The following is a 1262-nucleotide window of genomic DNA, read 5'->3' on the forward strand; positions in this document are numbered from 1 at the left end:
TGCCCATAAAAACAAGTTTGTCCATGGAATGCCTCCCAAACCCCCGATTTCCCAGGTTCTGCATCTGGTTGAAGTGATGCTCGGCAACGAGGAAACGAGAAGTGCCATGAAGGAGCTCTCCGATTGGTGGGACCTTTTGGAAAAAAAGGGTCCCTTCGAAGATGACGATCCTGAAATGGCCCTTTTTCCCGATGAGGCCGTCCAGTTGCTGATCGAATTCTGGCAATGGTTCTGTTTCAAGGCGGGATATCCTCATCTTGGCCAGGTTTTCCACCATGTCGCTAGAGAAGTCGCTAATAAGATTCTACAAGGTCGTCTTCCCGGTGTTCACGCACGCGAGACCGAGGAATATCTGCTTCAGAATTTCAGCCTTTTTGTCAGCGCAGATGATGAAGGGGCGTCACAATGAAGAAGCAAAAAGTGATCCTCCTGGACCAGGCTCAAATCGGGAGGATTCTCAAGTCGGGCGGGTTTGCGGCTCTTGATGCCGTCGTCGGGCGCGGCGACAAGTTTCTGCTCGTCGAGCAAGCAATTTGCCCTGAGGTTTCGCTCTAGAACAATTCGTGAACATATTGGTGTTGACAAGCAGGACCGAAACACATGGCAAGTATCAACAACATCGCCGGTTGGCGGGAAGAATATGAATATCTTGAATATGGTGACGACGACACCGACTATGATGCCGGGATCTACGATCCCGTCATGGACGATTGGTTTGCCCATAAAAACAAGTTTGTCCATGGAATGCCTCCCAAACCCCCGATTTCCCAGGTTCTGCATCTGGTTGAAGTGATGCTCGGCAACGAGGAAACGAGAAGTGCCATGAAGGAGCTCTCCGATTGGTGGGACCTTTTGGAAAAAAAGGGTCCCTTCGAAGATGACGATCCTGAAATGGCCCTTTTTCCCGATGAGGCCGTCCAGTTGCTGATCGAATTCTGGCAATGGTTCTGTTTCAAGGCGGGATATCCTCATCTTGGCCAGGTTTTCCACCATGTCGCTAGAGAAGTCGCTAATAAGATTCTACAAGGTCGTCTTCCCGGTGTTCACGCACGCGAGACCGAGGAATATCTGCTTCAGAATTTCAGCCTTTTTGTCAGCGCAGATGATGAAGGGGCGTCACAATGAAGAAGCAAAAAGTGATCCTCCTGGACCAGGCTCAAATCGGGAGGATTCTCAAGTCGGGCGGGTTTGCGGCTCTTGATGCCGTCGTCGGGCGCGGCGACAAGTTTCTGCTCGTCGAGCAAGCAATTTGCCCTGAGGTT

At 51.0% G+C, this 1262-nt stretch carries 3 protein-coding genes; all 3 read left to right on the plus strand.

The window, feature by feature from the left end; genetic code table 11:
• Positions 1-409, plus strand: a 409-nt coding sequence (locus tag LA5095_RS31690; RefSeq protein WP_208992933.1) for a hypothetical protein, incomplete at its 5' end; no start/stop codon positions are given.
• Positions 406-555: a hypothetical protein gene (locus LA5095_RS32860; protein WP_158510404.1), complete on the plus strand. Its 150-nt coding sequence runs from the start codon at positions 406-408 to the stop codon at positions 553-555. The genes LA5095_RS31690 and LA5095_RS32860, both read left to right, overlap by 4 nt.
• Positions 556-600: 45 nt before the next feature.
• Complete coding sequence (locus LA5095_RS31695; RefSeq protein WP_055117456.1) at positions 601-1125, plus strand: hypothetical protein; 525 nt, start codon at positions 601-603, stop codon at positions 1123-1125.
• The last annotated feature ends 137 nt before the right edge of the window (positions 1126-1262 follow it).

The sequence above is a fragment of the Roseibium album genome (assembly GCF_001404515.1).
GTDB classification, from domain to species: Bacteria; Pseudomonadota; Alphaproteobacteria; order Rhizobiales; family Stappiaceae; genus Roseibium; species Roseibium album.

Excerpts from the sequence above, each read along its gene's own strand:
- LA5095_RS32860 (WP_158510404.1), top strand. The coding sequence starts at position 406 with ATGAAGAAGCAAAAAGTGATCCTCCTGGACCAGGCTCAAATCGGGAGG.
- LA5095_RS31695 (WP_055117456.1), top strand. The coding sequence starts at position 601 with ATGGCAAGTATCAACAACATCGCCGGTTGGCGGGAAGAATATGAATAT.